At 63.5% G+C, this 22,661-nt stretch carries 25 protein-coding genes; 11 read left to right on the top strand and 14 right to left on the bottom strand.

Annotation, left to right across the window (positions count from 1 at the left end):
• Positions 1–52 precede the first annotated feature (52 nt).
• From AC5O5I_RS04490 to AC5O5I_RS04470, 5 genes are read right to left on the bottom strand one after another with little or no spacing between them, the layout of a single operon-like run.
• Positions 53–355, bottom strand: a complete 303-nt coding sequence (locus tag AC5O5I_RS04490; protein WP_172219188.1) for an STAS domain-containing protein — start codon at positions 353–355, stop codon at positions 53–55.
• Entirely contained in the window at positions 352–999 is a 648-nt protein-coding gene (locus tag AC5O5I_RS04485; RefSeq protein WP_172219186.1) for an MlaC/ttg2D family ABC transporter substrate-binding protein, read from the bottom strand. The genes AC5O5I_RS04490 and AC5O5I_RS04485 overlap by 4 nt, the downstream gene beginning before the upstream one ends.
• 9 nt (positions 1,000–1,008) lie before the next feature.
• Positions 1,009–1,494 carry an outer membrane lipid asymmetry maintenance protein MlaD gene (mlaD, locus tag AC5O5I_RS04480; RefSeq protein ID WP_010952152.1) on the bottom strand — a complete coding sequence of 162 codons (486 nt, stop codon included), beginning with the start codon at positions 1,492–1,494 and terminating at the stop codon, positions 1,009–1,011.
• Positions 1,494–2,291, bottom strand: coding sequence for a lipid asymmetry maintenance ABC transporter permease subunit MlaE (gene mlaE / locus AC5O5I_RS04475; RefSeq protein WP_172219184.1), 798 nt, complete (start codon positions 2,289–2,291; stop codon positions 1,494–1,496). Before mlaE ends, mlaD begins: the two co-directional genes overlap by 1 nt.
• Positions 2,291–3,100 (bottom strand): ATP-binding cassette domain-containing protein, encoded by an 810-nt coding sequence (locus AC5O5I_RS04470; protein WP_172219182.1) that lies wholly within the window; start codon positions 3,098–3,100, stop codon positions 2,291–2,293. Before AC5O5I_RS04470 ends, mlaE begins: the two co-directional genes overlap by 1 nt.
• 248 nt (positions 3,101–3,348) lie before the next feature.
• On the opposite strand from AC5O5I_RS04470, the gene AC5O5I_RS04465 reads away from it, so the two are divergent.
• The 10 genes from AC5O5I_RS04465 (at position 3,349) to AC5O5I_RS04420 (ending at position 10,361) form a co-directional block, all read left to right on the top strand.
• A complete protein-coding gene (locus AC5O5I_RS04465; protein WP_494512127.1) occupies positions 3,349–4,323 on the top strand; it encodes a KpsF/GutQ family sugar-phosphate isomerase in 975 nt (324 codons plus the stop codon).
• 11 nt (positions 4,324–4,334) lie between these two features.
• Entirely contained in the window at positions 4,335–4,859 is a 525-nt protein-coding gene (locus AC5O5I_RS04460) for a KdsC family phosphatase (protein ID WP_172219178.1), read from the top strand.
• Positions 4,860–4,867: 8 nt separating this feature from the next.
• Positions 4,868–5,440, top strand: coding sequence for an LPS export ABC transporter periplasmic protein LptC (lptC, locus tag AC5O5I_RS04455; protein ID WP_494512126.1), 573 nt, complete (start codon positions 4,868–4,870; stop codon positions 5,438–5,440).
• Positions 5,427–5,951 (top strand): lipopolysaccharide transport periplasmic protein LptA, encoded by a 525-nt coding sequence (gene lptA / locus AC5O5I_RS04450; protein WP_172219174.1) that lies wholly within the window; start codon positions 5,427–5,429, stop codon positions 5,949–5,951. The genes lptC and lptA overlap by 14 nt, the downstream gene beginning before the upstream one ends.
• Entirely contained in the window at positions 5,952–6,677 is a 726-nt protein-coding gene (gene lptB, locus AC5O5I_RS04445) for an LPS export ABC transporter ATP-binding protein (protein ID WP_010952146.1), read from the top strand.
• 176 nt (positions 6,678–6,853) lie between these two features.
• Entirely contained in the window at positions 6,854–8,347 is a 1,494-nt protein-coding gene (locus tag AC5O5I_RS04440; protein WP_494512125.1) for an RNA polymerase factor sigma-54, read from the top strand.
• A gap of 79 nt (positions 8,348–8,426) precedes the next feature.
• Positions 8,427–8,735 carry a ribosome hibernation-promoting factor, HPF/YfiA family gene (gene hpf, locus AC5O5I_RS04435; protein ID WP_172232868.1) on the top strand — a complete coding sequence of 103 codons (309 nt, stop codon included), beginning with the start codon at positions 8,427–8,429 and terminating at the stop codon, positions 8,733–8,735.
• A gap of 12 nt (positions 8,736–8,747) precedes the next feature.
• A complete protein-coding gene (ptsN, locus tag AC5O5I_RS04430) occupies positions 8,748–9,212 on the top strand; it encodes a PTS IIA-like nitrogen regulatory protein PtsN (protein ID WP_172232865.1) in 465 nt (154 codons plus the stop codon).
• A gap of 2 nt (positions 9,213–9,214) precedes the next feature.
• Positions 9,215–10,069, top strand: a complete 855-nt coding sequence (gene rapZ / locus AC5O5I_RS04425) for an RNase adapter RapZ (RefSeq protein ID WP_494512124.1) — start codon at positions 9,215–9,217, stop codon at positions 10,067–10,069.
• A 19-nt stretch (positions 10,070–10,088) separates the two neighbouring features.
• On the top strand, positions 10,089–10,361 hold the full coding sequence (locus tag AC5O5I_RS04420; protein WP_086979053.1) for an HPr family phosphocarrier protein: 273 nt from the start codon (positions 10,089–10,091) through the stop codon (positions 10,359–10,361).
• Positions 10,362–10,531: 170 nt separating this feature from the next.
• Here AC5O5I_RS04420 and AC5O5I_RS04415 read toward each other — a convergent pair whose 3' ends face one another.
• The 6 genes from AC5O5I_RS04415 to pmbA all read right to left on the bottom strand — a co-directional run bounded on the left by AC5O5I_RS04415 (position 10,532) and on the right by pmbA (position 15,775).
• Positions 10,532–11,425, bottom strand: a complete 894-nt coding sequence (locus AC5O5I_RS04415; protein ID WP_172230317.1) for a ZIP family metal transporter — start codon at positions 11,423–11,425, stop codon at positions 10,532–10,534.
• 11 nt (positions 11,426–11,436) lie between these two features.
• Entirely contained in the window at positions 11,437–12,048 is a 612-nt protein-coding gene (locus AC5O5I_RS04410) for a superoxide dismutase (RefSeq protein ID WP_172286874.1), read from the bottom strand.
• Position 12,049: 1 nt separating this feature from the next.
• Positions 12,050–12,511 carry a DUF2753 family protein gene (locus tag AC5O5I_RS04405; protein WP_172230308.1) on the bottom strand — a complete coding sequence of 154 codons (462 nt, stop codon included), beginning with the start codon at positions 12,509–12,511 and terminating at the stop codon, positions 12,050–12,052.
• Between the two features lie 30 nt (positions 12,512–12,541).
• Positions 12,542–13,918 (bottom strand): class II fumarate hydratase, encoded by a 1,377-nt coding sequence (locus tag AC5O5I_RS04400; RefSeq protein WP_494512123.1) that lies wholly within the window; start codon positions 13,916–13,918, stop codon positions 12,542–12,544.
• Complete coding sequence (locus AC5O5I_RS04395; protein WP_172286872.1) at positions 13,911–14,312, bottom strand: FagA protein; 402 nt, start codon at positions 14,310–14,312, stop codon at positions 13,911–13,913. The genes AC5O5I_RS04400 and AC5O5I_RS04395 overlap by 8 nt, the downstream gene beginning before the upstream one ends.
• A 116-nt stretch (positions 14,313–14,428) precedes the next feature.
• Complete coding sequence (gene pmbA, locus AC5O5I_RS04390) at positions 14,429–15,775, bottom strand: metalloprotease PmbA (RefSeq protein WP_172230299.1); 1,347 nt, start codon at positions 15,773–15,775, stop codon at positions 14,429–14,431.
• A 108-nt stretch (positions 15,776–15,883) separates the two neighbouring features.
• Here pmbA and yjgA point away from each other — a divergent pair, with 108 nt between their 5' ends.
• Entirely contained in the window at positions 15,884–16,405 is a 522-nt protein-coding gene (gene yjgA, locus AC5O5I_RS04385) for a ribosome biogenesis factor YjgA (protein WP_172230296.1), read from the top strand.
• 54 nt (positions 16,406–16,459) lie between these two features.
• Here yjgA and tldD read toward each other — a convergent pair whose 3' ends face one another.
• From tldD to AC5O5I_RS04370, 3 genes are read right to left on the bottom strand one after another with little or no spacing between them, the layout of a single operon-like run.
• Positions 16,460–17,899, bottom strand: coding sequence for a metalloprotease TldD (gene tldD, locus AC5O5I_RS04380; RefSeq protein WP_172286871.1), 1,440 nt, complete (start codon positions 17,897–17,899; stop codon positions 16,460–16,462).
• A 2-nt stretch (positions 17,900–17,901) separates the two neighbouring features.
• Positions 17,902–18,753, bottom strand: coding sequence for a carbon-nitrogen hydrolase family protein (locus AC5O5I_RS04375; RefSeq protein ID WP_172286870.1), 852 nt, complete (start codon positions 18,751–18,753; stop codon positions 17,902–17,904).
• A gap of 8 nt (positions 18,754–18,761) precedes the next feature.
• Entirely contained in the window at positions 18,762–22,583 is a 3,822-nt protein-coding gene (locus AC5O5I_RS04370) for a YhdP family protein (RefSeq protein ID WP_494512122.1), read from the bottom strand.
• Positions 22,584–22,661 lie beyond the last annotated feature (78 nt).

The following is a 22,661-nucleotide window of genomic DNA, read 5'->3' as shown; positions in this document are numbered from 1 at the left end:
GAAGCCCAACGAGGGCTTCGCTGACCGAGGGGCCATCATCCGTGCCGGGCCATCAGGTTGCCAGCACTTCATCGAGGTCATAGACCCCGGCAATTTCCCGCATGTCGTCGGGCATGCCACGTACCAGGCAGCCCTTGCCGGCGGCCTGGGCGTCACGCACGAATGCCAGCAGCAGCGAAAGGCCGACGCTGGTGGAGTGCTGCACCGCCGTGCAATCGAGCACCAGCTGTGCCTCAGCGCTGGCCGCGATCAGTGCCTTGCCCTGCTTGCGCAGGGCCGGCCCGCTGCGATAGTCCAGCACACCGGCCAGGCGCAGCACGCCCGGCTCGGCCATGCTTACAGCGGCTTCACTCATTTGACGGTCTTCTCTGGCGAGCTGTCGGCGGTCTGCTTGGCCTTGGCCACTTCGCCGGCCCAGCCATCGATGGTCTTGTCCAGGTCGTTGCCGTTGCGCTGCATGGCGTCGGCAAACTGGTCGCGGAACAGCTTGCCGATATTGATGCCGTTGACGATGACGTTACGCACCTTCCACTCGCCGGAGATGTTCTCCAGGGTGTACTGCACCGGGTACACGGCACCGTTGTTGCCGGTAACCTTCATGCCGACACTGGCACGCTTGCCGTCATCGGCCTTGGCCGGATCAACCACGATACCCTGGTTGTTGTACTCCAGCAGCGCGTTGCCATAGAACTGCATCAGGCTGCGCTTGAAGTTTTCCTGGAAGCGCTGCATCTGCTCCGGGGTGGCCTTGCGCGAGTACTTGACGGTCATGATGCTGCGGGAAATACCGTCTGCGTCCACCACCGGGCCGAGGATACGATTCAGGGAATCATAGAAAGCACTGGGGTTGGACTTGTACTGTTCCTTGTTGGCCTTGAGGTCACCAAGCAACTCGTTGGTCGTGCTCTGAACCACGTCATGAGGCGTTTGGGCGGCCAACGCCAGCAAAGGGAAAGCCGCCAGCAGGACCAGCAGGCCACGTCGCAGGATCGAAATCATGGAAACTCCTTAATTAGCCGGTTGCGCTTCTTTCGGTTCCTTGCCAACAGAGTTGAGCAAGAACTTGCCAATCAGATCTTCCAGCACCAGTGCCGACTGGGTGTCGTGGATGGTCGCACCGTCCTTGAGCACTTCGTCTTCGCCGCCCACGCTGATGCCGATGTACTTTTCGCCAAGCAAGCCGGCGGTCAGGATCGAGGCAGTGGAGTCGGTCGGCAGGTTGTCAACCGACTTGTCCAGCTGCAGGGTTACCCGACCGGTGTAGGAATCACGGTCCAGATCGATGGCGGTGACCTTGCCGATGGTCACACCGGCCATGGTCACTTTAGCTCTGACCGTCAAACCGGCGATATTGTCGAAGTAGGCATAAACTTTATAGGTATCGCTGCTCGGGCTGGCCGACAGCCCGCTGACACGCAGGGCCAGCAGCAGCAGCGCCAGGATCCCGGCCAGGAGGAACAGGCCGACACCGATTTCCAGGGTGCGGTTTTGCATCAGAAATCTCCAAACATCAAGGCGGTCAGAATAAAGTCCAGACCCAGCACTGCCAACGAGGCATAGACCACGGTCTTGGTGGTGGCACGGCTGATCCCTTCTGAGGTGGGCTCACAGTCGTACCCCTGGAATACGGCGATCCAGGTCGTGACGAAGGCGAACACCAGGCTCTTGAGCAGCCCGTTGAGCACGTCGTCGGTAAACGAAACACTGTTCTGCATGTTGGCCCAGAACGAACCCTCGTAGACGCCCAGCCAGTCCACGGCCACCCACGAGCCACCCCAGATACCGACCACGCTGAAGATCAGCGCCAGCAGCGGCAGCGAGATGAAACCGGCCCACAGGCGGGGCGCGACGATGTACTTGAGCGGGTCGACGCCGATCATTTCCAGGCTCGACAGCTGCTCGGTGGACTTCATGTTGCCGATTTCGGCGGTCAGCGCAGACCCCGCACGGCCGGCGAACAGCAACGCCGTCACCACCGGGCCAAGCTCACGCAGCAGGGTCAGGGCCACCATCTGCCCTACCGCCTGCTCCGAGCCGTACTTGGTCAGGATGCTGTAGCCCTGCAGCGCCAGCACCATGCCGATGAACACCCCGGACACGACGACGATCGCCAGCGACAGCACACCAACCGAATACAGCTGCCTGGTCAGCAGCTGGAAGCCACCACCAATGCCGCCACGCCCGACCAGCGCATGGAACAGGAACAGGCAGGAACGCCCCAGCACTGCCAGCACGTCGATTGCCGAGCGGCCCAGCAGGCGGACACGTTCGAGTAAGGATTTTCTGCGCATCAACGCGCCCCCAGCAGGTCGGCGCGGTAGTCAGGCGCAGGAAAGTGGAAAGGTACCGGGCCATCCGGGTCACCCTTCATGAACTGGCGGATACGCGGGTTATCCGAGCCCATCAGCTCGTCAGGCGTACCCTGGCCCAGCACCTGGCCGTCACCCACCACGTAGATGTAGTCGGCAATGCTGGCGGTTTCCGCCAGGTCATGCGAAACGACGATGCTGGTGATGCCCAGGGCATCGTTGAGCAGGCGAATCAGCCGCACCAGCACGCCCATTGCGATCGGGTCCTGGCCGACGAACGGTTCGTCGTACATGAGGATCTGCGGGTCCAGGGCAATTGCCCGGGCCAGCGCCACCCGGCGCTTCATGCCACCGGAAAGCTCGTCAGGCATCAGGTCGATGGCGCCGCGCAGGCCGACGGCCTGCAGTTTCATCAACACGATGTCCCGGATCATTTCGTCCGACAGCTGGGTATGCACGCGCAGCGGGAACGCGACGTTCTCGAAGACATCGAGGTCGGTGAACAGCGCACCGCTCTGGAACAGCACACCCATGTGCTTGCGGGCATCGAACAGATCGCTGCGCGACAGGGTCGGCAGGTTCTGCCCGGCAACCCATACCTCACCGCTGGACGGGCGCAACTGGGCGCCCATCAACCGGAGCAACGTGGTCTTGCCGCAACCCGATGGCCCCATGATGCCGGTGACCTTGCCGCGCGGGATGCGAATGTCGACGTTGCTGAAAATGCTGCGCGAACCACGTTTGAAGGTAACCCCCTTCAACTCGACCGCGTAGGCGCTATCCACACTCATCTAGACTCCTTGCTAGTGCAGCCTCGTCCTAATGGACGCCGGCCTCCATCTGGAAGGCACACGCACCCCTGACAGGCCGAATAGCGGCGAACTATAGCACCGCTGACAGCGCCGCCCCAAGGGCGGGCAACGAGTCGTTCAGCGCTGCGACAGGCTGGCCTGACATTCTTCACGGCAATCGAAAGCGTGAGGGTTTCTTCCATTGCGGCTATAATCGCCGCCTTTTCATCAGGCACTGCGTTTTCGACATGAGCCAATCCAGCGAGCTGATTCAATCCGCCCAGCGCACCGTGCGCCTGGAACTCGAGGCCGTCGAGGGCCTGCTGGCGCGCATCGACCAACACTTTGTCAAAGCCTGCGAAATCATCCTGGCTAGCGAGGGCAGGGTCGTGGTGCTGGGCATGGGCAAATCCGGGCACATCGGCAACAAGATCGCCGCCACCCTGGCCAGCACTGGCACACCGGCGTTCTTCGTGCACCCTGCCGAAGCCAGCCATGGCGACATGGGCATGATCACCGGCAACGATATCATCCTGGCGCTGTCGAACTCCGGCAGCACCGCCGAGATCGTCACCCTGGTGCCGCTGATCAAGCGCCTGGGCATCAAGCTGATCAGCCTGACCGGCAACCCGGACTCCACCCTGGCCCAGGCAGCGGATGTCAACCTCGATGCCAGGGTCGCGCAGGAGGCCTGCCCGTTGAACCTGGCGCCCACCTCCTCCACCACCGCAGCACTGGTACTGGGCGACGCCCTGGCCATCGCCCTGCTGGAGGCGCGCGGCTTCACCGCAGAAGACTTCGCCTTCTCGCACCCTGGCGGCGCACTTGGGCGGCGCTTGCTGCTCAAGGTCGAGAACGTCATGCACGCCGGGGGTGAATTGCCTCAGGTGCAGCGCGGCACCCTGCTGAAGGATGCGCTGGTGGAAATGTCCCGCAAGGGCCTCGGCATGACCGTGGTCGTCGAAGCTGACGGCAAGCTGGCCGGGATTTTCACCGACGGCGACCTGCGCCGCAGCCTGGACCGCAACATCGATGTGCACACCACCCTGATCGACCAGGTGATGACGGTGCATGGCAAGACCGCCCGCGCGGAGATGCTCGCCGCCGAGGCCTTGAAAATAATGGAAGACCACAAGATCAACGCGCTGGTGGTCGTGGACCACGAAGACCGACCGACCGGCGCCCTCAACATGCACGACCTGCTGCGCGCCGGCGTGCTGTAAGGAGCGATGGAATGAGCCAGAACCTGATGCAACGTGGCAAGGCCATCAAACTCGCGGTGTTCGACGTCGATGGCGTACTGACCGATGGCCGCCTGTACTTCCTCGAGGACGGCAGCGAATTCAAGACCTTCAACACCCTCGACGGCCAGGGCATCAAGATGCTCATGGCCTCGGGCGTAACCACCGCGATCATCAGCGGCCGCAAGACCCCGGTGGTCGAACGCCGGGCCAGCAACCTCGGCATCCCGCACCTTTTCCAGGGCCGCGAAGACAAATTGGTGGTACTCGACGGCCTGCTCGCCGAACTGGGCCTAAGCTATGAACAGGTCGCCTACCTTGGCGATGACCTGCCCGACCTGCCGGTGATTCGCCGGGTAGGCCTGGGCATGGCGGTAGCCAGCGCCGCGCCGTTTGTTCGCCAGCACGCCCATGGCGTGACCCAGGCTCGCGGCGGCGAAGGTGCCGCCCGCGAGTTCTGCGAACTGATCATGCAGGCCCAGGGCACCCTGGACGCTGCCAACGCCAACTACCTGTAAGGCTGCCCATGTTCAGCAAGAAACTCCGCAATATCGCGCTGCTGACGGTGATCGCCGCCGTACTGGCAGCCATCGGTTACTGGAATGTCAGCCCGGAAAGCTTCCTCGACCAGCCGGTGGCCCAGGTCGACGAAAGCGCCATCGACTACTATGCGATCAACGCGCACAGTGTGCAGTTCCTGCCTGACGGCAAGCTGCAGTACGAAATGACCGCCGACAAGGTCGAGCATGTAAAGGCCAGCGAAATCACCCTGGTGACCACCCCGGACCTGCGCCTGTACCGCGGCACCGAATACCCGTGGCACGTACAAAGCGTGCGCGCCGAGGTGAATCCGGACGGTACCGAGGTCGAACTGATCGACAAGGTACGTGTGGCACGCACCGACGAGAAGCAACGCGAAACGATTATTACCAGTTCGCGCATGACCGTATTTCCACAGAAGCAATATGCTCAGACCGAGCAAGCCGTTAGAATCGACGGCGCCGGTGGGACAACCACGGGCAAGGGCATGAAAGCCTATTTGAAAGAAGGCAGGATGGACCTGCTCTCTAACGTAAGAGGACAGTATGAGGCTCGTTAAAACCCTCCCCCTTTTGCTCAGCCTGAGCGCAGCACTGGGAACCGCGAGCGCCTTCGCCCTGCCGAATGACCGTGATCAGCCTATTCGCATCCAGGCCGACAACGCACACCTGGATGACAAGCAGGGTGTGGCCACCTATACCGGTGACGTGATCATTACCCAAGGCTCGATGATGATCAAAGGCAACACGGTGACCATGACCCGCGCGAGCAATGGCGACATCGACGTCGTCACCTCGGTTGGCAACCTGGCCTACTTCGAGCAGCAACAGAGTGCTGCCAAGCCCGACAAGATGAAAGGCTGGGCAGTCACCATCCAGTACCAGGCGCAAAAAGACACCGTGATCCTCACCGACCGCGCCAAGGTCGAGAACGAGGGCAACACCACCGAAGGCGAGAAGATCGTCTACAACACCAAGAGCCAGGTGGCGACTGCCGGGCGCGGTGGCAATGTGACCCAGCCACGTCAGCGTATCGACATGGTGATCCAGCCCAAGAAGAAGGCCGAGTAAATGGCAACCCTCAAAGCCCAGCACCTGGCCAAGAGCTACAAGGGGCGGCAGGTCGTGCGTGATGTCAGCCTGTCGATCGACAGCGGCCAGATCGTCGGCCTGCTCGGCCCCAACGGCGCCGGCAAGACCACCTGCTTCTACATGATCGTCGGCCTGGTCCAGGCCGAACAGGGGCGCGTGCTGATCGACAACCTCGACGTCAGCCACCAGCCCATGCACGGTCGCGCACGCGCCGGTATCGGCTACCTGCCGCAGGAAGCCTCGATCTTCCGCAAGCTGTCGGTGGCGGACAACATCATGGCCATCCTCGAGACCCGCAAGGACCTCGACCGCGACGGCCGGCGCAAAGAGCTGGAAAGCCTGCTGCAGGAATTCCATATCAGCCATATCCGCGACAACCTCGGCATGAGCCTGTCCGGCGGTGAGCGCCGCCGGGTGGAAATTGCCCGCGCCCTGGCGACCGCACCCAAATTCATCCTGCTGGACGAACCGTTCGCCGGCGTCGACCCGATCTCGGTCGGCGACATCAAGCAGATCATCCACCACCTCAAGGCCAAGGGTATCGGTGTGCTGATCACCGACCACAACGTGCGCGAGACACTGGATATCTGCGAAACCGCCTATATCGTCAACGATGGCCGGCTGATCGCCGAAGGTGATGCCGAAACCATTCTGGCCAACGAACTGGTCAAGGAAGTCTACCTGGGTCACGAGTTCCGGCTCTGACCCCGGAACGCGCCTGGAGCACCGCCAGACAGCCCTGCAACCGGGGGTAAAGTTGTTACGGTGCTCTAGGCAAACGCTACAATTTAAGGCATAAAACTTGCTTGATCTGGCGCCCCGGCGCCCTCGTGTAGTGGATGGCGCATGCGCGCCGGCGAACAAGGTATTAAGCCCCTGCCATGAAACCATCGCTCGTCCTAAAAATGGGCCAGCAACTGACGATGACACCGCAGTTGCAACAGGCCATCCGCTTGCTCCAGCTTTCCACCCTGGACCTCCAACAGGAAATCCAGGAAGCGCTGGAGTCGAACCCGATGCTCGAACGTCAGGAAGACGGCGAGGACTTCGACAACGGCGACCCGATGGCGGATAACGCCGAGAACAAGCCGACTGCCGAAGCCCAGGACAACAACTTCCAGGAAAGCACCGTCACTGTCGACAACCCGGAAGAAGGTGAGTGGAGCGAACGCATCCCCAACGAGCTTCCGGTCGACACCGCCTGGGAAGACATCTACCAGACCAGCGCCAGCAGCCTGCCGAGCAACGATGACGACGAGTGGGACTTCACTACCCGCACCTCTGTCGGCGAAAGCCTGCAAAGCCACCTGCTGTGGCAGCTCAACCTGGCGCCGATGTCCGACACCGATCGCCTGATCGCCGTCACCCTGATCGACAGCATCAACGGCCAGGGCTACCTGGAAGACACTCTCGAGGAGATCTGCGCCGGGTTCGACCCGGAGCTGGACATCGAGCTGGACGAAGTCGAAGCGGTACTGCACCGCATCCAGCAGTTCGAGCCAGCCGGCGTCGGCGCCCGCAACCTCGGCGAGTGTCTGTTGCTGCAACTGCGCCAACTGCCCGCCAGCACGCCGTGGATGACCGAAGCCAAGCGCCTGGTCAGCGACTTCATCGACCTGCTCGGCAGCCGTGACTACAGCCAGCTTATGCGGCGCATGAAAATCAAGGAAGACGAGCTGCGCCAGGTCATCGAGCTGGTGCAAAGCCTCAACCCGCGGCCTGGTTCGCAGATCGAGTCCAGCGAGCCTGAATACGTGGTGCCCGACGTGATCGTGCGCAAGGACAGCGAGCGCTGGCTGGTCGAACTGAACCAGGAGGCCATCCCGCGCCTGCGCGTCAACCCGCAATACGCAGGCTTCGTGCGCCGCGCCGACACCAGCGCCGACAACACCTTCATGCGCAACCAGCTGCAGGAGGCGCGCTGGTTCATCAAGAGCCTGCAAAGCCGCAACGAAACCCTGATGAAGGTTGCCACGCAAATCGTCGAACACCAGCGTGGTTTCCTCGACCACGGCGATGAAGCCATGAAGCCGTTGGTGCTGCATGACATCGCCGAAGCGGTGGGCATGCACGAGTCGACCATTTCGCGGGTGACCACGCAGAAATACATGCACACGCCGCGTGGCATCTACGAACTGAAATACTTTTTCTCCAGCCACGTCAGCACCTCCGAAGGCGGAGAATGCTCGTCCACGGCGATTCGCGCGATCATCAAGAAACTGGTTGCGGCGGAAAATCAGAAAAAGCCATTGAGTGACAGCAAGATCGCTGGTTTACTGGAGGCACAAGGCATCCAGGTAGCCCGTCGCACCGTCGCCAAGTACCGCGAGTCTCTCGGCATCGCACCGTCGAGCGAGCGCAAGCGACTGATGTAGCCCCTGGGATGTGCCACAGCGTTTCTGGGGCAGGTGCAAGACCTGCCTCTTTATGCACGGGCAACAAAGGAGAAGCTGTATGCAAGTCAACATCAGTGGACACCATGTAGAAGTCACCGAACCACTGCGTGAGTACGTGCTTGAAAAGCTGGCTCGCGTGGAGGGGCACTTTGACAAGATCACCAACGCCCAGGTCATCCTGAAAGTCGAGAAGCTGCAGCAGAAAGTCGAAGCGACCCTGCAGATTCCTGGCGGCGAGGTGGTTGCCAATGCCGAAGACCAAGACATGTATGCAGCGATCGACGCCATGGCCGACAAGCTCGACCGCCAATTGAAAAAACACAAGGAAAAACAGCAAAGCCTGCTGCAAGGTGCAGCTGCCCGCTGATCCCCCTCATCCATGATCCGACTTGAAACCATCCTGACCCCCGGCCGTTCACTTGTGAACGTGCCGGGCGGCAGCAAGAAGCGCGCCCTTGAAAAGGTCGCCAACGTCATCGCCGATCAAGTGCCAGAACTGGAGATGCAAGACGTCTTCGAAAAACTGGTCGCCCGGGAAAAACTCGGGTCGACCGGTTTCGGCAATGGCATTGCCATCCCGCACTGCCGGCTTGAAGGATGCTCGGCACCGGTCAGCGCCCTGCTGCACCTGGAAGCCCCTATCGATTACGACGCCATCGATGGCGCGCCGGTGGACCTGCTGTTCGTCCTGCTGGTGCCTGAAGCCGCCACCGATGCCCACCTGGAACTGCTGCGCCAGATTGCCAGCATGCTCGATCGCAAGGAGGTCCGTGATCGCCTGCGTGCGGCCACCAGCAGTGACGCCCTGTTCCAGGTTGTCCTGGACGTACAGAACGAGCACTGAACATGCGCCTGATCATCGTCAGCGGCCGGTCCGGCTCCGGCAAGAGCACCGCCCTCGATGTCCTGGAAGACAACGGTTTCTACTGTATTGACAACCTGCCCGCCGGGCTGCTGCCGCAGCTGGCGGAAAACGCACTGATCAATACCGAATTGCTGCAACCCAAGGTGGCCGTGTCTATTGACGCACGCAACCTGCCCAGCCACCTGACGCGCTTCCCGGAACTGCTTGAAGAAGCCCGTGCCCGGCACATCCAGTGCGACGTGCTGTACCTGGATGCCGACGAAGAGGTGCTGCTCAAGCGTTTCTCGGAAACCCGCCGACGCCACCCGCTGACCAACGCCGACCGCTCGCTCGCCGAAGCCATCCGCGTCGAAAGCGATTTGCTGGGGCCGATTGCAGACCTGGCCGACCTCAAGATCGACACCACCAACCTCAACCTGTACCAGTTGCGGGACTCGATCAAGCTGCGCCTGCTCAACCAACCCGAGCCCGGCACGGCGTTCCTGGTCGAGTCGTTCGGCTTCAAGCGCGGGATGCCGGTCGATGCCGACCTGGTGTTCGATGTACGCTGCCTGCCCAACCCCTACTGGAAGCCCGAGCTGCGCGAGCACTCCGGCCTTGATCAGCCGGTGGTCGACTACCTGGCTGCACAGCCCGATGTCGAAGAAATGTTCAACGACATTTCCAGCTACCTGTTCAAGTGGCTGCCCCGTTTCGCCGCCAGCAATCGCGCTTATGTGACCATCGCCATCGGCTGCACGGGTGGCCACCACCGCTCGGTGTACATCACCGAACGCCTTGGCCAGTTGCTGCAGAAATCCCTGAAAAACGTCCAGGTCCGCCACCGCGACCTCTAGCCCAAGGATCCGCCCCACCATGCCCGCCCGTGAAATCACCATCATCAACAAGCTGGGTTTGCATGCCCGGGCGGCAGCCAAGTTCGTCGGCGTTGCCGGCCGTTTTCCCTGCCAGGTGCGGGTTGGCCGTGCGCCGGACAAACTGGTGGACGGCAAGAGCATCATGGCGGTGATGATGCTCGCGGCCGGCAAGGGCACTCAGGTGCACCTGCATACCGAAGGTGACCAGGACAACGACGCCATGGACGCGCTGGTCGAGCTGATCAACAACTTCTTCGACGAAGGCGAATAACTACGTGGCTAGCAAGGCCACCCTTGTAGGAGCGGCCTTATGTCGCGAAAGGGTCGCAAAGCAGCCCCTGCAATCTGTGCATCGCTGCTGAAATCTTGGGGCCGCTGCGCGCCCCATCGCGACACAAGGCCGCTCCTACAGGCTCAGCGTCAACCTTCCGGCAGGCTGGATCAGGACATCGCCGTATCCATCACCATCATCAGGCAGAAGCCTATGCACAGCCCCAGGCTGGCCAGGCGGTGATGGCCGTTGCTGCGCGATTCGGGGATGATTTCCTGGGTCACTACCAGCAGCATTGCCCCCGCGGCGCAGGCCAGGCCCAACGGCAGCAGCAGTTCGGCGACGTTCACCAGCCACGCACAGATCACTGCGGCCACCGGCTCGACCAGGCCAGAGGCCGCGCCGATGAGAAAAGCCTTGAAACGCGGCATGCCCGCGCCAGCCAGCACCAGTGCGATCACCAGGCCTTCGGGAACGTCCTGCAAGGCGATGCCCATGGCCAGGCTGTCGGCATCGGGCATGCCACCACCCGCCGACACGCCAATGGCCATGCCTTCAGGGATATTGTGAGCAATGATGGCAATCACGAACAACCAGATGCGTGCGGCAATCACCGGCTGGTTTTCCGTACCGACCAGCGCCTCGGGCGATGCACCGGAAACCTTGAGGTCGATCAGGAACAGGCACAAGGCGCCGAACATCAGGCCGAAGCTGATCAGCCCACCTGCACCCCAGGGGCTGAAACCAATGTTCTGCGCCGCATCCAGCCCTGGGATTATCAAGGAAAACGCCGTGGCCGCCAGCATCACCCCGGCACCAAAGCCCAGCAGCGTGTCAGCCAGCGCCACCGGCATGTTGCGAATGATCAGTACCGGTACCGCGCCCAGTGCCGTACCCAACGCGCACAGTGCTCCGCCCTCCAGGGCGCGCAGCATGCGGGGTTCCAGGTCGAGCCAGGCGAGGCCCCGCGCCACCAGCAGCGCGGTGCCGGCCAGCAATAGCACAGTCCCGAGCGCCAGACGGAACAGGCGCACACTGCTGACAGACATCACCTCAGAGCGCATACCGGTCAGACTCACTTCAAGGCTTCGACATAGCGACGTTCCACTTCCGCCCAGTCAATGACGTTGTAGAAGGCACCGATGTATTCCGGGCGACGGTTCTGGTACTTGAGGTAGTAGGCGTGTTCCCACACGTCCAGGCCAAGGATCGGGGTGTTGCCGTGCATCAGCGGGCTGTCCTGGTTGCCGCTGCTCTCAACCACGAGGGTTTTCTGCGGGGTCACGCTGAGCCAGGCCCAGCCGCTGCCGAAGCGAGTCAGCGCAGCTTTTGTGAAGGCGTCCTTGAACGCGTCGAAGCCGCCCAGCTGCGCGCCGATGGCTTGTGCCACCTGACCGTGCGGTTCGCCGCCGCCCTCTGGCGACATCACCCGCCAGAACAGGCTGTGGTTGGCGTGGCCGCCACCATGGTTGGTCACCGCGCCGCGCAGGTTTTCCGGCAGTTGCTTGACCGCGCCGACCAGTTTCTCGACCGGCCATTCAGCCCATTCGGTGCCTTCGATGGCGGCGTTGAGGCCGTTGACGTAGGTCTGGTGGTGCTTGGTGTGGTGAATTTCCATGGTTTGAGCATCGATGTGCGGTTCCAGCGCATCGTAGGCGTAAGGCAATGCAGGCAAGGTGTGGGGCATGTCAGTGGATTCCGTAGGTATGGGGGCTGGGCGCCGTTTGTGCTTGGGCAGCAACGGCGCTGGCCCCGGCGCTGTGACGGTTGAGCAGGCGCGCGGTACGCGGGTACTGGCCATACTCGGCGATGAAACTCAGCAATTCGGTGTAGGTGCGCCCGCTGTGGCGCAGGGCCGCATCGCGCAGGCCCTGGGGCAAACGCGCTTCCTGACTGGCCTGAAGCAGCCGCTGGTGAGCCGCGCAGAGGTAGTCGGCGCTTTCGTGTGGCTGGTTAAGGCGCAGATGCAGGTCGGCGAGGTTGTGGTGGGCAATGACGAAAGCGGCCACCGCCTCGTCCACGTCATTCCAGCGCTCGAACAGCACCTGGGCCAGCGCCAGGGCTTGCAGGTAGTGTTCCCGGGCATCCACCAGCTGGCCTTGTTCAAACAGGCGGTTGGCGATTTCGGTGGTGCGTTTCCAGTACTGCATGACGTTTCTCCTGCGGGCATTGACGCCCGGTCAGATGCCGCCGGCGGTGAGTTTTTCCGGATCCAGCAGCGCTTCCAGCTGGGCGCGCGACAGGTCAGTGTGCTCCAGCGCCACATCAATGACCGGGCGGCCCTGCTTGTAGGCGGTCTTGGCGATTTCAGCGGCCTTCAGGTAGCCAATGATCGGGTTCAGCGCGGTGACCAGGATCGGGTTGCGGGCCAAGGCTTCCTTGAGCTTGCCTTCATTGACCTTGAAGCTGGCGATGGCCTTGTCGGCCAGCAGCCGACTGACGTTGGCCATCAGCTCGATGCTTTCCAGCAGGTTGCGGGCGATGACCGGCAGCATCACGTTCAGCTCGAAGTTGCCTGACTGGCCGGCGATGGCGATGGTTGCGTCGTTGCCGATCACCTGGGCGGCAACCATGGCGGTGGCCTCCGGAATCACCGGGTTGACCTTGCCTGGCATGATCGACGAGCCCGGCTGCAGGCCTTGCAGCTCGATTTCGCCCAGACCGGCCAGTGGGCCGGAGTTCATCCAGCGCAGGTCGTTGGCGATCTTCATCAGCGCCACGGCGGTGGTCTTGAGCTGGCCGGACAGGGCCACGGCGGTGTCCTGCGAGCCGATCAGGGCGAACAGGTTCTGCCCGGGGGTGAACTCGACCTTGCTCAGGCCGCTGAGTTGACGGGCAAAACCGGCTGCGAACTGCGGGTGGGCGTTGATGCCGGTACCCACGGCTGTGCCGCCCTGGGCCAACGTCTGCAGGCTCGGCAAAGTGGCTTCGATATGCGCTTTGGCGCCGTTGATTTGCGCTGCCCAGCCATCCAGTACCTGGCTCATGCGTACCGGCATGGCGTCCATCAAGTGCGTACGACCGGTCTTCACATACCGATGCACTTGCGCCGACTTGGTCTCGATCACCTGTACCAGGTGGGCCAGGGCCGGCAACAACTGCTCGTGCAGGGCCAGCGCGGCGCTGACATGGATGGTGGTCGGGATGATGTCGTTGCTGCTCTGGCCACAGTTGACGTGGTCATTGGCGTTGACCGTCTCACCCAGCACGCGGGTTGCCAGGGTGGCGATGACTTCGTTGGCGTTCATGTTCGAGCTGGTGCCGGAACCTGTCTGGAACACGTCCACCGGGAAGTGCTGGATGAAGTCGCCCGCCAGCAGTTGCTCCACGGCCTTGACGATGGCCAGGCCCTGCGCAGCCGACAGTTGCTCCAGCTCGACGTTGGCCTTGGCCGCGGCAGCCTTGGCCAGCAACAGCGCACGAATGAACTGGGCCGGCATGCGCTGGCCGCTGATCGGGAAGTTGTCGACCGCGCGCTGGGTCTGGGCGCCGTACAGGGCCTGGGCCGGCACCTGCAGTTCACCCATGCTGTCACGCTCGATACGGGTATCACTCATCATCAAATCCTTGCATCAGTTCATCGGGAGAAATCGACGGCAGCAGGCGGCAACTGGCCAATTGCAGGGCATAGGGCTGCCAGCGCTGGTTGTTTTCCTGGCGGTCGAGGTTGCGCAGGTCCAGCAAAGGGCGCCAGGCCTGGTCAAGGCACAGGCAGCGCCAATGCCAGGGCAGCATGCGGTCGCAGGCGGTATCCAGCAGCAGGCGGAAGGATGTCAGCGCCACCGTCCATGGCGAGGTGTCGGTGCAGCACACCAGGTAGCGGCCTTCGGCCAGGTAGTGCTCGATCAGGCGCGGCTCGTCGGGTTCGAGGGCGCATCGGATGCGACGGCTGAGCCAGCGCCAGTTTTCCAGGTAGGGGAGTTCGCGGAGGACGGGTTTCATGAACATCATCGCCGGGCTACTGGGTAATGATATTCATTATTAAGTGATAAACAGAATCACTTCAAGAAAAACGTGGTGAAAAAAAACCCGGCGCGAGGGCCGGGTCTTGGCAGGTTTGCTGAAGATCAGCTTCCTGCAACCGTCATCCGCTCGATAAGCACCGAGCCAGTATGAATATTGCTACGAGTTTCAAGATCACTGCCAATCGCCACAATCTGCTGGAACATGTCCTTCATATTGCCGGCAATGGTGACTTCCTGCACTGCGTGCTGGATCTCGCCATTCTCGACCCAGAACCCTGCTGCACCACGGGAGTAGTCACCCGTCACCATGTTCAGCCCGTGACCCATCAGCTCTGTCACTAACAGCCCGCGGCCCATGCGGCGGATCAGCGCTGCCTGGTCTTCCACGCCATGGCTGACGAACAAGTTGTGCACGCCGCCCGAGTTGGCCGTGCTTGGCAACCCCAGCTTGCGCCCGGAATAGGTACCCAACAGGTACGACACCAGCTCGCCTTTGTCGACGAACGGTTTGGCATAGGTGGCCAGGCCATCACCGTCGAACGCAGCGCTGCCGAGTGCGCGAGGGATGTGCGGGCGCTCGTCCAGGGTCAGCCAGGTGGGGAACAGGCGCTGGCCAATGGTACCCTCCAGGAACGACGATTTACGGTACAGGTTGCCGCCGGAAATGGCCGACAGGAAGCTGCCGAACAAGCCACCGGCGAGCTCGGCAGAAAACAGTACCGGCACCTCGCACGTGGGTACCGGGCGGGCGCCCAGGCGGCTGGCGGCACGCTGGGCCGCGCGCACGCCAATGCTACGCGGGTCGGCCAGCAGGTCGCCCTGGCGGTTCACGTCGTACCAGTAGTCACGCTGCATCTGGCCGTCGCCTTCGGCAATCATCACGCAGCTGAGGCTGTGCCGGGTCGAGGCGTAGGCACCGATGAAACCGTGGCTGTTGCCATACACGCGGCAGCCCTGGTGGGTATTGAGGGTAGTGCCGTCCGCGTTGAGGATGCGCGGGTCGGCATCGAACGCCGCCGCTTCGCAGGCGAGGGCCATCTCGATGGCCTTCTCGGGCTCGATGTCCCAGTCGTGATACAGGTCCAGGTCGGGGATTTCACGGGCCATCAGCGCCGCGTCGGCCAGGCCCGAGCATTCGTCCTCGGAGGTGTGCTTGGCAATCGCCAAGGCAGCGGCGACGGTTTCGCGGATCGCTTCCGGGCCACTGGCCGAAGTGCTGGCCGAGCCTTTGCGCTGGCCGACATACAGGGTGATGCCAAAGCCTTGGTCGCGGTTGAACTCGACCGTTTCGACCTCACGCTGGCGTACCGTGGTGGACAGGCCCTGCTCCAGTGACACCGCCACTTCGCAGGCACTGGCCCCCTGGCGGCGCGCTTCGGCGATGATCGCCTCGACCTGCTCCTGCAATGCTGGCAGGTCCTTGGGACCTACGCTCTGGACTGCACTCATGGTTCTCTCCACTCAAATTCTGCGTTCGGCGAGGGTCATTCTACGACCGGGCCGGACAAGCGGCCCCCGACTGGTTATCATGGCGGCGATTTCTAGCGGACTGCCACCATGGTTGATTCAAACGACGACGCCTTCGACGGCGAAAAAAGCAAAACCCAGATCAAGCGCGAACTGCATGAGCTGGTCGAACTCGGTGAGCGCCTGACTACGCTCAAGGCCGATACCCTCGCCCGCCTGCCGTTGACCGACGAGCTGCGCAAGGCCTTGGCCGAGGCCAGCAAGCACACCGCTCACGGTGCCCGCAAACGCCACATGTCGTTCGTCGGCAAGCTGATGCGCGTGCAGGACCTGGAAGCCATCCACGCCCTGCTCGAGCAGATGGACAGTTCGAGCCGCCAGTACAACGAGCGTTTCCACGGCCTGGAGCGCTGGCGCGACCGGCTGATCGACGGTAACGACGAAGACCTCGAGCGCTTCGTCAAAGAATACCCCGACACCGACCGCCAGCAGCTGCGCTCGCTGGTGCGCCATGCCCAGCACGAGAAGGCGCGGAACAAGCCGCCCGCCGCCGCACGCAAGATGTTCAAGTACATCCGCGACCTCGACGAGATGCAGCGCGGCTTGCGCTGATCGCACAGCGGCCTGTGGGCTTGGGCTTGCCCACCCCACAGGCCCGCGCCGCCATCAAGCCCCGGTACCGCCCACGGTAATCGCATCCAGCTTCAAGGTTGGCTGCCCTACCCCGACCGGGACCGACTGCCCGTCCTTGCCGCAAGTCCCTACCCCGCTGTCCAGCGCCAGGTCGTTGCCCACCATCGACACCCGGCTCATCGCCTCCGGGCCATTGCCGATCAGGGTCGCGCCTTTTACCGGTGCGGTAATCTTGCCGTCTTCGATCAGGTAAGCCTCACTGGTCGAGAACACGAACTTGCCGCTGGTGATGTCCACCTGGCCACCCCCGAGGTTGGCGCAGTAGATGCCTTTCTTCACTGACGCGATGATTTCCTGCGGGTCGCTTTCGCCAGCACGCATGTAGGTGTTGGTCATGCGCGGCATCGGCAGGTGCGCGTAGGACTCACGCCGGCCGTTGCCGGTGACCGCCATGCCCATCAGGCGGGCGTTGAGCTTGTCCTGCATGTAGCCCTTGAGCACGCCGTTCTCGATCAGCGTGGTGCACTCGGTCGGGGTGCCTTCGTCGTCCACGCTCAGCGAGCCACGGCGGCCCTCGAGGGTGCCATCGTCGACGATGGTGCACAGGCTCGATGCCACTTTCTCGCCAATGCGGCCGCTGAATGCCGAACTGCCCTTGCGGTTGAAGTCGCCTTCCAGGCCGTGGCCGACGGCCTCGTGCAGCAGCACCCCCGACCAGCCAGAGCCGAGCACTACAGGCAAGGTACCGGCAGGTGCAGGGATTGCCTCCAGGTTCACCAGGGCCTGGCGCAGCGCCTCACGGGCATAGCCCATTACCCGTTCTTCGGTGAAAAACCGGTAATCGGTACGCCCGCCACCGCCCTGCCCGCCGCGCTCGCGACGGCCATTCTGCTCGACGATGACGCTCACGTTGAAGCGCACCAGCGGGCGCACGTCGGCGGCCAGGCTGCCGTCCGCCGCAGCGATCAGGATGCGCTCCCAGACCCCGGCCATGCTTACGCTGACCTGCTGGATGCGGGGGTCCAGGGCACGGGTGGCGACATCGACACGCTTGAGCAGTTCTACCTTCTCGGCACGGCTGAGTACATCGAGCGGGTTGTCGGCGGCATACAGCGCGGGCACTTCCTGGCTACGGAATGCCTGCACACTGCCGTTCTGCCCCGCACGGGAAATCGACCGGGCAGCGCGGGCCGCCGAGGTCAGAGCTTCGAGGTTGATCGCATTGCTGTAGGCGAAACCGGTCTTTTCACCGGACTGGGCACGCACGCCCACGCCTTGATCGAGGTTGAAACTGCCCTCTTTGACAATACCGTCTTCCAGCGCCCAGGTTTCCGAGATCTGGCCCTGGAAGTACAGGTCAGCGGCATCGATGCCGGGGCCGGCCAACTCACCCAGCACGCTCTGCAGGCTGTCCAGGGTCAAGCCGCCTGGGGCCAGGAGCTGCTCACTGACGGTGGATAACATCTGGCTCATAGTCACTCCGAGGTGTGCGCAGGCCGCAATGCGTCCTGCGAGAAAAAGCGCCGGTGCAATACCACCGGCATGCGCGCCCGGATGGACGCTTGTTCATCTGTATTGCGCTCGGCAAGCAGTACCGCTTCGCCGTGCGCCTGTTGCGCGACAATCCGCCCCCAGGGGTCGACAATCGCCGCATGGCCATGAGTTTCCCGTGGGCCAGGGTGGGTGCCGCCCTGCGCCGCAGCCAGCAGGTAGCACTGGGTTTCGATAGCTCGGGCGCGCACCAGTACGTCCCAGTGCGCCGCGCCCGTCACTGCGGTAAACGCAGCTGGGGCCGTTATCAGCTCTGCCCCAGCGGCCCGCAGCGCGGTGTACAGCTCGGGGAAGCGCAAGTCGTAGCAAACGCTCAGCCCCAGCTTGCCAATCGGTGTTTGCGCCACCACCACCTGGGCGCCATGGGCGTAATCATCCGACTCGCGGTAGCGGCCACGGTTGTCGGTAACGTCCACGTCGAACAGGTGCAACTTGTCATACCGTGCCACTACCTCACCGTGTTCGTCGATCAGCAGCGAGCAGGCATGGGCCTTGGCCTCGGGCTGGCCGACCGGTGGCAATGGCAAGGTGCCGGCGACAATCCATAACCTGAGGTCGCGAGCAGTGCGTTTCAACCATGGCAGGATCGGCCCGTCACCCATTGCTTCGGCGCGGCCTATGGCGGCGGCGTCCTTGCGGCCCATGGCGGCGAAGTTTTCCGGCAGCACCGCCAGCCGCGCCCCTCCGAGCGCGGCCTGCTCCAGCAGGGCAGCGGCGCGCTGCAGGTTGGCCAGCACATCGTCCTGGCTGACCATCTGGATTACCGCTGCCTTCATGGGCACTCCTAGCGGGATTTCTCGAAAGGTTTCACAAAGGTGATTCTAGGCTCTTTCCACGGGCCTTCGACACGGTAATTCACGCTGGCAAAGCGCGATACACGGTCACCGATCAGCCGGTCGACCAGGAACAACGCCCCGCCGATGGCCGGGGCACCGACAATCAGCGCGGCCAGCGGCAGGTTGTTGGTCACCGGCAGGCTCACCTGCAGGTTGGCGGCGACCCGGTCACGCACCATGTCCAGGGTGCCTTCGAGTTCGAAACTGCTCGAAGGGCCGGTCATGGTGATCGGCTCGCGGGTCACGTAGACGCCATTGCTGGCCACCAGCAGGCCCTTGACCCGGTCATAGGCCAGGCCTTTGTCGAACAGGTCGGAGAAGTCCAGGCGCAGGCGCCGGCCAATCGAGTTGAAGTTGAGCAGGCCGAACACCCGCAAGGCCTGGGCACTGCCTTCTACCTCGACGAACTGGCCACTGCGCAGTGCCGCGTCCATGCTCCCGGAGAAGCGCTTGAGGCCCACCGCAGCAGGCGAACCCGGCCACCGGCCATCCACATCCAGGCGGAAGTCACGGCTGGTCACGGTCGGCGCAAAGCCCCAGGCCTTGAGCACGTCTGCCAGGTTCTTGCCGTCCAGGCGCCCTTTGTACCAGCTGCTGGTATCGCCCACCTGGCCTTCCCAGCCACCACCGCCATCAATGCGCAGGCCCTTGAAGTCGAGATCGATATCGCTGGCAGTGACACCCCGGGTGGTCGGCCGCAGTTTGACCGACGCGCTGCCGAACAGGTCATCACCGCGGTACAGCTTGTCGATGCTCAAATCCAGTGCCGGCACCTTGCGCGGGTCGAAACTGGCCAGTGGATCCGGGCCGTCCTCGGCCTGCTTTTCAGCAGGCGTGGCGGCAGGCAGGCGCAAGGTCTGCATGCGCACGACCATGGGCGCGCCCTTGGCATCGGGCACCCGGGCATTGCCGATGACTTCCTTGCTGTCGAGCCGCAGGTCCCAGGCCGAGCCGCCACGGGCCAGGCGCACCACGGCCTGGTTCAGGTCCATGCCAAAGGCTTTCAGCTGGCCGATGCTCAGGTCGACGCTTTGCAGGTTCTGCCGTGCACTGCCGCCCGGGTCATCGCCGGCCAGGCGCGCCGCCTGTTCCTGCCAGGGCGCCAGGTCCAGCGCGTCCAGGTGCCCGCGTACACGCAGGCCTTGCCCGGCCGGCACCTGGGCGTCACCGGTACCCAGCAACAGTTCGCCACGGCCCTGGGCCAGCTTGTCTGATGGCGCGGCGTAGGCGAAGCGGGCCAGGTCGGCGTAGGCGCCATCGAAGCGCCGCTCCGGCCCCTGCAGGCTCATGCTGAAACGGCTGTCACGGGTATCCGCTGCGGCCTTGCCGAACGGCGCAGGCAAGTCGATGGCCAGGCCCTTGAGGCTGGAGTTGACGCTCAGCCGGTTGTCGCGGCTGCCCAGGCTCAGTTGCAGCTGATAGGGCAGGTCGCCGGACGCTGGCAGGGCCTGGTTGAACTGCAGCCATTCGGTGAGTGCCTTGAGCGACACCTGGCCATTGGCGTCAATGCGCGTCTGCATTGGCCCGTCCTGCCCCTCGGCCGTGATTTGCGCCGTCACAGGCTTGCCGAACGCCTGCAGACTGATCCCCTTGCCACTCAGGCCCTTGTCGAAATCGAACTTGAAGTCACCCTTCAGGCGGCTCAACTCAAGAGTTGGCGGCGCCACCTTGAGGCGCGCATCTGCGGTGGCGAAATCCACCTGCACCTTGGGTCGCTGCCCGTGGGCCAGAGGGATATCGAGCTTGACCTTGCCCTTGAGCGGCCCCTCGCCCTCCCAGCCGGCAAAGATCTCGCCGGTGCCGATGGGCGCCTCCTTGAGAATCTTCAGGCCATCGCCCAGGCTGCCGTCGAAGTTGCCATCCAGGTACAGGTGGCTGTGCTGGTCACCCTCGGCGTGGGGGATGTCGACATTGACGTCGCTGACCTTGGTGTCCAGCAGCACGCCACGCTGGGCCTTGACCCGCACACCGCTGTCCTCGATGAACACGTCGCCATCCACATGCTGCACCTGCGGCCAGCCAGGCTGGAAGTCCAGGGCCGCGTCCCGCACCTTGAAGAACAGGCTGATGCTGCGGGCTTCCGGCGTGGCACCATGGTTCAGCGAGCCCTGGTACTGGAAGTAGCCTTCGTCCACCGTGCCTTTGACGATGGCGCTGCGCAGCCATTCGTCCAGGGCCGGGCTGAGTACTTCGGGCAGGTACTTGGCGGTGTAGCGGCCATCGCCCTCGGTGAGGCCGACGCGCAGGTCCATGTAGTCTTCGCGACCCTCCTCGAACAGCAGGCGGATCAAGAAGTCACCGGCAATCTTGCCCTCCTCGCCCAGCACCTTGAGGTAGGGCGCGACCAGGGTGAAGCCGTCCTTGTCGAGGGCATAGGTCAGCCGCGCATTGGCCTTCAGGTAGTGCCAGGGTTTGGCGAAGATCGGGTACAAGTGCAGCATGAACGCATCGGTGTCCAGGCGCAGCTCGCCATGGCCCAGGTCGCCGCTGATGCTGCCGCTGACGTTCCCCGCCGCCGGGGCCCCGTGATAGGCGTCGAAACCGACCGCCTCCAGGTTGGTTTCGAACTGCAGCCGCTGGTCACCTTCAGCCTTGGGCCGCGCCTCCAGGCGCACATTGCGCAAGGCCCCGGTCACGTTCAGGCCATCGACGACTGCCATGACCTTGTCCGGCAAGGGCGCCAGGGCATTGATCAACGGGGTCAAGGGGGTAAGGTCGAGCCGGTCGGCTTGCACTCGCCAGCTTTCATCGGCTGCATTCTCGCCAGCGCGCTGCTGCAACTGCAGGTGCGACTCCCAGCGGGTCTTGCCGATATCCATGGCCAGCGAGTCGACCACTACGTCGAAGCCCTTATCCTCGCGCTGGAACCACGCCCCCAGGGCCAGATTGGCGAGCTTGGCAGGCTTGCGCCCGGCATAGGCACCCTGCAGCTCGGGTGCATTGAGCCGCACCACGGCACGTTGCAACTGCTCATTGCCCCAGTCGACCCAGATTTCGCCGCCGGCGTGCAGGGCGTTGGCCTGCCACTGCCCCAGCAGGCTGGGTGGCAACCAGCGTGCCCAGTCACTTTGCGGCAGGCTCAGGTAGGCTTCGACCTGGGCCTCACGCCACGCCTCGGCCGACGCACGGCTGCGCAGGTTCAGCGCCAGCGGCTGGCCATCGGGCAATGTCGCACGCAGGTCCAGTGCCTGGCGCGAGGCGCCGGCCTGCAGGCCGGCGCTGACATAGGTAAGGGTCAGCGGATCGCGCTGCCAAGGGCGCAGGGTGACCTGGCTGTCGAACACATCGATGCGCCCCAGCTGGCGCATGCGCTGCAACAACTGGGCAGGGTCGAGCGGCGCGTCATCCTGCTTCGGCAGCCCTTCGAGCTGCCAGGCGCCCTGCTCGTTTTCGCGCAGGATCAGCTGCAGGCCGCCCAGCCGGATGCGCGCCAGGCGCACTTCGCGGGCAGTGAGGCTGGCCCACACGTCGGGCACCAGCATGACATCGTCCAGACGTAGCGCCGTGGCGCCCTCGCCCAATTGCAGGTCGCGCACCCGCAGCACCGGCGCCAGCCCACTCCAGTGCCCCTCCAGGGCACCGACATGCACTGGCAGGCCCAGTGCCTGCCCAGCCTTGCTTTCCACATCGGCGCGGTACTCGGCCACCAGTGGCAGCAGTTCGCGGCCGAGGCTGACATACAGCGCCACCAATACCGCCAGCAGGGCGCAAATACCCAGCCCCCAGCGGGTCAAGGCGACAAGAACGCGGGTCAGACGTCCCATGGCCATGGCCCTCCAAGTCGTATATCCATGATGGCCCGCGGTGCCGGTTTTGCCAGCCCGAACCCGCCGCAGCGCAGGTCAGGA

The organism is Pseudomonas sp. 9_2_1 (genome assembly GCF_059295275.1).
Note: the sequence above shows the minus strand (reverse complement) of the source record. Positions and strands in the feature narration are given on the sequence as shown.

Bases quoted from the DNA above. Each gene is read 5' to 3' on its own strand.
- ptsN (WP_172232865.1), top strand. From the start codon at position 8,748: ATGATCCGACTTGAAACCATCCTGACCCCCGGCCGTTCACTTGTGAAC.
- AC5O5I_RS04420 (WP_086979053.1), top strand. From the start codon at position 10,089: ATGCCCGCCCGTGAAATCACCATCATCAACAAGCTGGGTTTGCATGCC.
- AC5O5I_RS04400 (WP_494512123.1), bottom strand. From the start codon at position 13,918: ATGAGTGATACCCGTATCGAGCGTGACAGCATGGGTGAACTGCAGGTG.
- AC5O5I_RS04375 (WP_172286870.1), bottom strand. From the start codon at position 18,753: ATGAAGGCAGCGGTAATCCAGATGGTCAGCCAGGACGATGTGCTGGCC.
- hpf (WP_172232868.1), top strand. From the start codon at position 8,427: ATGCAAGTCAACATCAGTGGACACCATGTAGAAGTCACCGAACCACTG.
- lptB (WP_010952146.1), top strand. From the start codon at position 5,952: ATGGCAACCCTCAAAGCCCAGCACCTGGCCAAGAGCTACAAGGGGCGG.
- lptA (WP_172219174.1), top strand. From the start codon at position 5,427: ATGAGGCTCGTTAAAACCCTCCCCCTTTTGCTCAGCCTGAGCGCAGCA.
- pmbA (WP_172230299.1), bottom strand. From the start codon at position 15,775: ATGAGTGCAGTCCAGAGCGTAGGTCCCAAGGACCTGCCAGCATTGCAG.
- AC5O5I_RS04415 (WP_172230317.1), bottom strand. From the start codon at position 11,425: ATGCGCTCTGAGGTGATGTCTGTCAGCAGTGTGCGCCTGTTCCGTCTG.
- yjgA (WP_172230296.1), top strand. From the start codon at position 15,884: ATGGTTGATTCAAACGACGACGCCTTCGACGGCGAAAAAAGCAAAACC.
- AC5O5I_RS04370 (WP_494512122.1), bottom strand. From the start codon at position 22,583: ATGGCCATGGGACGTCTGACCCGCGTTCTTGTCGCCTTGACCCGCTGG.
- mlaD (WP_010952152.1), bottom strand. From the start codon at position 1,494: ATGCAAAACCGCACCCTGGAAATCGGTGTCGGCCTGTTCCTCCTGGCC.
- AC5O5I_RS04395 (WP_172286872.1), bottom strand. From the start codon at position 14,312: ATGATGTTCATGAAACCCGTCCTCCGCGAACTCCCCTACCTGGAAAAC.
- AC5O5I_RS04485 (WP_172219186.1), bottom strand. From the start codon at position 999: ATGATTTCGATCCTGCGACGTGGCCTGCTGGTCCTGCTGGCGGCTTTC.
- AC5O5I_RS04410 (WP_172286874.1), bottom strand. From the start codon at position 12,048: ATGCCCCACACCTTGCCTGCATTGCCTTACGCCTACGATGCGCTGGAA.
- lptC (WP_494512126.1), top strand. From the start codon at position 4,868: ATGTTCAGCAAGAAACTCCGCAATATCGCGCTGCTGACGGTGATCGCC.
- AC5O5I_RS04490 (WP_172219188.1), bottom strand. From the start codon at position 355: ATGAGTGAAGCCGCTGTAAGCATGGCCGAGCCGGGCGTGCTGCGCCTG.
- AC5O5I_RS04465 (WP_494512127.1), top strand. From the start codon at position 3,349: ATGAGCCAATCCAGCGAGCTGATTCAATCCGCCCAGCGCACCGTGCGC.
- tldD (WP_172286871.1), bottom strand. From the start codon at position 17,899: ATGAGCCAGATGTTATCCACCGTCAGTGAGCAGCTCCTGGCCCCAGGC.
- AC5O5I_RS04405 (WP_172230308.1), bottom strand. From the start codon at position 12,511: ATGCAGTACTGGAAACGCACCACCGAAATCGCCAACCGCCTGTTTGAA.
- rapZ (WP_494512124.1), top strand. From the start codon at position 9,215: ATGCGCCTGATCATCGTCAGCGGCCGGTCCGGCTCCGGCAAGAGCACC.
- AC5O5I_RS04470 (WP_172219182.1), bottom strand. From the start codon at position 3,100: ATGAGTGTGGATAGCGCCTACGCGGTCGAGTTGAAGGGGGTTACCTTC.
- AC5O5I_RS04440 (WP_494512125.1), top strand. From the start codon at position 6,854: ATGAAACCATCGCTCGTCCTAAAAATGGGCCAGCAACTGACGATGACA.
- mlaE (WP_172219184.1), bottom strand. From the start codon at position 2,291: ATGCGCAGAAAATCCTTACTCGAACGTGTCCGCCTGCTGGGCCGCTCG.
- AC5O5I_RS04460 (WP_172219178.1), top strand. From the start codon at position 4,335: ATGAGCCAGAACCTGATGCAACGTGGCAAGGCCATCAAACTCGCGGTG.